Annotated in this window: 5 protein-coding genes and 1 pseudogene; 3 read left to right on the forward strand and 3 right to left on the reverse strand. The window is 74.8% G+C overall.

Annotated elements, in window-relative coordinates; all coding sequences use genetic code 11:
• Window positions 1–607: pseudogene (locus tag DQW06_RS11275) on the forward strand (hypothetical protein); the annotation flags it as partial.
• 160 nt (window positions 608–767) lie between these two features.
• On the opposite strand, the gene DQW06_RS11280 reads toward DQW06_RS11275, so the two are convergent.
• A complete protein-coding gene (locus tag DQW06_RS11280; RefSeq protein WP_019609561.1) occupies window positions 768–1286 on the reverse strand; it encodes a YbaK/EbsC family protein in 519 nt (172 codons plus the stop codon).
• Window positions 1287–1364: 78 nt separating this feature from the next.
• Window positions 1365–2327: an ADP-ribosylglycohydrolase family protein gene (locus DQW06_RS11285; protein ID WP_117198410.1), complete on the reverse strand. Its 963-nt coding sequence runs from the start codon at window positions 2325–2327 to the stop codon at window positions 1365–1367.
• Window positions 2328–2448: 121 nt separating this feature from the next.
• On the opposite strand from DQW06_RS11285, the gene DQW06_RS11290 reads away from it, so the two are divergent.
• Window positions 2449–4305, forward strand: a complete 1857-nt coding sequence (locus tag DQW06_RS11290; protein ID WP_041552132.1) for a PASTA domain-containing protein — start codon at window positions 2449–2451, stop codon at window positions 4303–4305.
• Window positions 4306–4413: 108 nt separating this feature from the next.
• On the opposite strand, the gene DQW06_RS11295 is transcribed toward DQW06_RS11290, so the two are convergent.
• Entirely contained in the window at window positions 4414–5256 is an 843-nt protein-coding gene (locus DQW06_RS11295; RefSeq protein WP_117198411.1) for an SDR family oxidoreductase, read from the reverse strand.
• Window positions 5257–5544: 288 nt separating this feature from the next.
• Here DQW06_RS11295 and DQW06_RS11300 point away from each other — a divergent pair, with 288 nt between their 5' ends.
• On the forward strand, window positions 5545–6720 hold the full coding sequence (locus tag DQW06_RS11300; protein WP_013151097.1) for a substrate-binding domain-containing protein: 1176 nt from the start codon (window positions 5545–5547) through the stop codon (window positions 6718–6720).
• Window positions 6721–6760: the final 40 nt, after the last annotated feature.

The following is a 6760-nucleotide window of genomic DNA, read 5'->3' on the forward strand; positions in this document are numbered from 1 at the left end:
GGTCTGGCGCACCCCGCACCGGTCCGGGCGCAGCGTCTCCACCCCGAGCCTGCCCGAGCACGGGGGCGGTGACCCCGCCCCGCTCCGGTGGCTCTTCGAGAGCGGGCCCGAGGAGTTCGAGTGGGGCGGCGGCGAGGGCGGGAACGGCATGTTCTTCACCTTGGAGCCCGACAGCCTCTCCGCGGACCCGGACCAGCTCGCCGAGCAGCTCCTGGCGGTCGGCGGCCGGGCCTCCGGGGCCACGCGGGACCCCTCCCCCGCGGTCGGGCTCGTGTACGCCCTCCAGTTGCTGTACGAGGAGGCCCCGGTCGGCCCCGACGTGCAGGCCGCCGCGCTGCGCGCGCTCGCCGGGCAGGAGGACGTGCGGTACGCGGGCACGGCCAGGGACCGCGAAGGGCGCGAGGGCGAGCTGTTCCTGGTCGAGGAGGACGCCGGGGACGGCATCGTCCTGGAGCGCAGGATCATGTTCGACGCCGACACGGGCACGCCGCTCTACCACGAGACGGTCGCCGTGGAGTCGCCCGGGGAGGAGGGGCTGCCGAGGGTGAACAACTACACCGTGCTGGTGGAGACCGCCTGGGTGGCGGAGGTCGGCGCCGCCCCCTGACCGGCGCTCCCGGCGCCGGGAGCGGCACCGGACGCACACCCCCCGGTACCAGCTCGGAACCAGCCGCAAACCGGGGCGGAGCACGCCGAAACCACACATCGATTTGTCGACATTCGTACCCGCACGGCGACGAATCCGCATGTGGACGTGTCCGCTCCCCCTACCTGGTCAGCGCCAGGACCTCGGCGCCCGGCAGGTCCGCGAGCAGCTTGCCCGGCACCAGCAGCTTGGAGCGGCGCACCCCGCTGCCCACCACGACCTCGGCCTCGGCGGCGACCGCCTCGTCCACCAGGACCGGCCACCCCTGCGGCAGGCCGAGCGGCGTGATGCCGCCGTACTCCATCCCGGTCAGCCCGGTGGCCTCGTCCATCGGCGCGAACGAGATCTTGCGGGCGCCGAGGCGGCGGCGGACGACCCCGTTGACGTCGGCGCGCTGGGTGGCCAGCACCATGCACGCCGCGTAGGACACCTCGCCGCCGCGCCTGGCCGCGACCACCACGCAGTTCGCGCTGGTCGCCAGGGGCATCCCGTACCGTTCGCAGAACTGCGCCGTGTCCGCGAGCTCCGGGTCGATCGGCGCCACCCGTGCGTCCTCACGGCCGCGCACCGCGGCCAGGACCGGGTCGGCCAGCAGCTCCGGGTGCTCGTCCGCACGTACCCAGTTCAGCCCATCGGACATGGCACACCTCGATGTCGTCGTGAAGGTCGTTCGGAGGGGGTCCTCCGACGAGGGGACACCGCCAGGCTAACCGCCGCCTCAGTGGCGCCCGGCGATCCGCAGCGCCAGTTCGGCCAGGTCCCCGGCCCGGTAGCCGGGCCACCCGTGCACCGCCTCCAGGTACTCCCCCGGGATCGCGCCCGCGCCCCACCGGGCGCCGAGCAGCGCCCCGGCGATCGCGGCCACGGTGTCGGTGTCGTCGCCCGCGCGCACGGCGGCCCGCAGCGCCGGGGCGAACCCGTCCGGCTCGCGCACCACGGCCGACCACGCCGCCTGGAGGGCGGTGACCACGAACCCGTTGGGGCTGAAGGCCCGCGGCGGGCGCTCCTCGGCCTCGTCCAGCCGCGCCGCCCACGCTGCGCGCCGCTCGGGCGGCAGCAGCTCCAGGCCCGCGCGCACGCCCGCCAGGTCGCCGTGCGCGACCGCGTGCCGGATCCCCTCGCACCACAGCACGCAGGCCTCGGAGGCCAGCGGGTCGCCGTGGGTGAGGCGGCTGTAGCGGTCGGCCGCCGCGGCCAGGCCCTCCGGGTCGTCCGGGTAGGCCAGGGCCAGCGGCCCCGTGCGCATGAGCGACCCGTTGCCCGCGCTCGGCACCCCCTCGGCGAAGCGCTCCGCCGCGACCCGCTCCATCACCTCGGCCACCTCCGGACGCCGGTAGGCGTGCCCGGCGCGGCCCATCACCCACGCCGTCTGGTTGCCGATGTCGGTGGCGCCCTCGTTCCTCCAGCGCAGGAAGGCGTCCGCGGTGTGCCGCAGCGCCTCCGCCGACAGCGGGTCCCCGTGCTCGCGCAGGGCCTCGGCGATGCACACGGCCATCTGGGTGTCGTCGGAGTACTCGCCCGGGGCGTAGGGACCCAGGCCGCCGCCGACCATCTCCGGGACCCGGTCCTCCGAGAGCGGCGGACCGAACTCGTAGGGAACGCCCAGGGCGTCGCCGCACGCGGTGCCGAGCAGGACGCCCGCCGCGCGGTCCTCGCGGGTTCCGGGGGAGGGGAGGTTCACAGGGGCCTCACAACGTTTCGGTACCAGGGATGCTGCGAGTCGACCCTACTGTTCGGCGCATGTCCGCATATGACCCGGGAACGTGGGATTCGGAAGGGTGCGGGGGAATAGAATCCGTGCCATGGAGACCCCCACTCCCGATCCCCTCTTCGGCATCACGCTGCACGAGCGCTACATCCTCGGAAAGCGGCTGCGCAGCGGCGCCTCGGGAACCGTCCACGTCGCACACGACCTCGGCGGCGACCAGACCGTCACGGTCACCGTGCTGCACCCCTGGCTGGTGGGCGACCACGGTGCCGTGCACGCGTTCCTGGACCGCGCCCAGACCCTGGAGGGCCTGTCCCACCCGGGGATCGCCCGGGTCCTCGGCCACGGCCGCGACGGCGAGCACGTGTACGCGGTCGGCGAGTACCTGTCGGGGCACACCCTCGCGGAGGCGCTGGGCGAGGGCGGCGGGGGGCTGCGCTACCCGGTGCAGGCGGCGCTGGCCATCGTGGCCGGGGCGCTCACCGCGCTCGACGCCGCCCACGGCGCGGGCGTCGTGCACGGCGCGCTCGACCCCCACACGGTCGTGGTGGACGGTGAGGGAGGGGTGCGGGTCACCGGTTTCCCCCTGCTCTTCGACGCCGAGGAGGACGCCGGTCCCGAGACCCGTACCGACGTGCACGCCGTCGGGCGGCTCCTGTACACGCTGTTGACCGGGGTGCCCGCGGACCCGGAGGCCCGGCCGCTGCGGCCCTCGGCCGTCATCCCCGGCCTGCCGTCCGACCTGGACATGCTGGTCGCCAACGCCACCGACCCCAACCCGCGCTACCGCCCGCGCGACGCGGGCCAGTACCTCACCGTGGTCGAACAGGTGCTGCGGTCGCTGTCCGGGGCCCCGGTGAACCCCGCCGACGTCGACACCCGGCCCATCCCGGTGATCACCGACGCCCCGCCGGAGCGAGGGGAGGAGCGCGCCGCACCGGTCCCGCCGTGGCGGCGCGTCCCCGTGCTGGTCACCGCGGGCGTCCTGGTCCTGGTCCTGTTCGCGGCCGGGTGGGCGCTGGTCCCGGACGACCGCGTCGCGCTGCCCGACCTCGTGGGCGCCTCCAGCGAGCAGGCCGAGGAGCGGCTGGCCGGGCTCGGCATGGACCTGGCCGTGCGCTTCGAGGACGCCTACAGCGACACCGTCGGAGCCGGAGCGGTCGCCGACAGCACGCCCGCGCCCGGCAGCGACGTGGCGCGGGGAGCCGAGGTCCTGCTGCACGTCTCCACCGGGCCGCGGTACTCCGGGGTTCCCGACGTGGTCGGCGGCACCGAGAACGAGGCGCGCGAGACCCTGCGCCAGGCCGGGTTCACCGGTATCGAGATCGTCCAGGAGCACTCCCCCGACCAGCCCCCGGGCACCGTCCTGTCCACCGAGCCCGCGGCGGGCGAGGAGGGCGACCGCGAGGAGCCGGTCGTGCTCAGCGTGAGCGAGGGCGTCATCGTCCCCACGCTGATCGGCATGGGCCAGGAGGAGGCCGCGACCGCCCTGGCCGGGCTCGGCCTGGTCGTACAGGTCACCGAGGAGCACCACGACACCGCGCCCGTCGGCGAGGTCAGCGGGCAGACCCCCGAACCCGGCACGATCCTGCCGGAGGAGGCCGCCGTCTCCCTCACCGTCTCCCTCGGCCCCGAGCCGGAGGAGGAAGAGGAGGAGTCCGAGGAGGAGGCCTCCCCCTCCGACGAGGACGACCCCCGCGTCGACGAGGGGGAACAGGACGGCCGGGGCGACCAGGACGGCTGGGGCGGCCGGGGCGATGACGACGACGACCGCGGACGCGGGGACGGCGGCGGCTCCTGCGACGCCCCGCAGTGGAACGGGGGCACCGTGTACGACACCGGTGACCGCGTCCAGCACGATGGCCGTGAGTACGAGGCGCGCTGGTGGATCCAGGGCTACCCGCCGAGCGGCGACCAGTGGGGCGTGTGGGAGGACAAGGGCTCCTGCTGAGGAGTGCCGCCGCCCCGTGCCGGGGCGTTCCCGGTCCCTGCGGCGGTCGGACCCGGCGCCCGCCACCGGGCCGCCCGGCGCGACGCGTGCCGGGCACGGGGCCCGGGGTCAGACCGACGCGCCCGCGGTGAAGTGCGCGGCACGTTCGCGCGCCCACGCGCGGAAGGTCAGCGCGGGCCGGCCGGTGACCGCCTCGACGTCCCCCGAGACCGGCTCGGGGGTGTCGACGAGGGAGGCCCAGTAGGCGAGCCCGGCGGTGGCGAAGTCGGCGCCCATGCTCTCGGCGATCTCGGCGCGGGCCTCCTCCTCGGGCTGCTCCTCCCAGCGCACCGGCTGTCCCGTCTCCTCCCCGAGGATCCGCACCTGCTCGGCCTGGGTCAGCGACTCGGGTCCGGTCACCGTGTAGGCCCTGCCCGCGTGCCCCTCGTCCAGCAGGGCCCGCACGGCGACCGCCGCGACGTCGCGCTCGTGGACCAGCGAGCGCGAGGCCAGGCCGTGGGGGGCGCGGACCGCTCCGGCGCGGACCTGCTCGGCCCAGACCAGGGTGTTGGCGGTCATGCCCGTGACGCGCAGGAAGGTCCACTCCCGCCCGGAGGCGCGCACGGCGGCCTCCACCCTCCCCCACACGCTGTCGGCGTCCTCCCCGGCCGCGACCGCCGAGAAGTAGACGACCCGGCGCACGTGCCCGGTCAGGGCCGCCACCGTCTCCTCGATCCCCTCGGTGCCGTACCCCGGCCAGAGCAGGTACGCCCCTGTCGCGCCCTCGGCGGCGGCGGACACGGCTCCGGGGTCGGTGATGTCTCCCCCGACGACCTCGACGCCCTCGGGCAGCCGCGCCCTCCCCGGATCCCGCACGAGCGCCCGCACGGCGACCCCCTCCGCGAGCAGCCCCGCCACCACGTGGCGGCCGGTGTTGCCCGTGGCCCCGGTGACCAGGATCGTCTCGGCCATGGTTCTTCTCCCGTTCGCTACGGCGGCCCGGACCCCGGTCCGGGCGGGCGCCGGCGCGGCGCCCGGAGGCCACTCTTCTACCTCAATAAATATTGAGGTCAAGGGGGAGGAGCGGAGCTCGTGCGGCCGCGCGGCGCGTGTGGGCTCCCCGTACACCGATCCGGGGCCGAATGTATGTGCCCGCTACATGTGAAACGGAACACTCCGGTTCTACCTTCGGGTTGGCACCCCATCCCCCCAGCTCGGGCGGTTGTGTCGGACAGGCGGGTGCCGACTGGAGGAACAGTGATGCGCAAGACCCCCCTGACCGCCGCCTCCTGCGCGGTCGTCCTCGCCGTGACCGCCTGCGGAACCCCCGGCGAGGCCGCCGGGGGAGGCGAGGACGCGCCCGTCAGGGTCGGCATCGTCTACTCCGCCACCGGCCCCCTGGCCACCTACGGCGAGCAGTACCGGCAGGGCTTCGAGGCCGGACTCGACCACGCCACCGGCGGGACGATGGAGATCGACGGCCGCCCGATCGAGGTCGAGTACATGGACGACGCAGGCGACCCCACGAAGGCGGTCACGGCCACCCGCGACCTCATCGGCACCGGCCACGACATCATCGCCGGGTCCACCGCCTCCGGCATCGCCGTCCAGGTCGCCCCGCTCGCCGAGCAGAACGACATCCTCTTCATCTCCGGATCCGCCGCCACCGACGCCGTCACCGGCGTCAACGACCACACCTTCCGCTCCGGGCGCCAGACCTACCAGGACATCCTCACCGCCGGAACCTTCATGGACGACCCCGAGGGCGCGGACGTCCTGGTCCTGGCCCAGCAGAACGCCTTCGGCCAGGACAACGTCGCCGCCGTCACCGACGTCCTCGGGGCCGAGGGGGCCGACGTCGACAGCGTCCTGGCCCCGCCGGAGACCACCGACCTCACCCCGTTCGCCGAGCAGGTCAGCCAGGCCGAACCCGACCTGGTCTTCGTCGCCTGGGCGGGCGAGACCGCCTCCGCCATGTGGCGGGCACTGGACCAGCAGGGCATCCTCGACTCCACCGAGGTCGTCACCGGACTGGACATCAAGCCGTCCTACCCGGTCTTCGGCGAGGCGGGCGGCCGCATCTCGTTCCTCTCCCACTACTTCGACGGCGCCTCCGACACCGAACTGGCCCGGACCATGAAGGAGTCCGTCGAGGAGGCGGGCGGCACCGTGGACCTCTTCACCCCCGACGGGTTCACCGCCGCGCAGATGGTCGTGCACGCCGCCGGGGCCGGGGACGAAGTCCGGGAGCGCATCGACGCCCTGGAGGGCTGGACCTTCGACGGCGTCAAGGGTGAGCTCACCATCCGCGCCGAGGACCACGCCCTCCTCCAGCCCATGTACCAGGTCGAACTGGTCGGCGAGGGCGAGGACGCCCACCCCGAACTGGTCGCGGAGATCCCCGCCGCGGACGTCGACCCCGCGGTCGCGGAGTAGGCATGGCCACCGAGCCCGCCGGACCCACCGAGCCCGCCGG

The organism is Nocardiopsis sp. TNDT3 (genome assembly GCF_003427465.1).
Classification (GTDB): domain Bacteria; phylum Actinomycetota; class Actinomycetes; order Streptosporangiales; family Streptosporangiaceae; genus Nocardiopsis; species Nocardiopsis dassonvillei.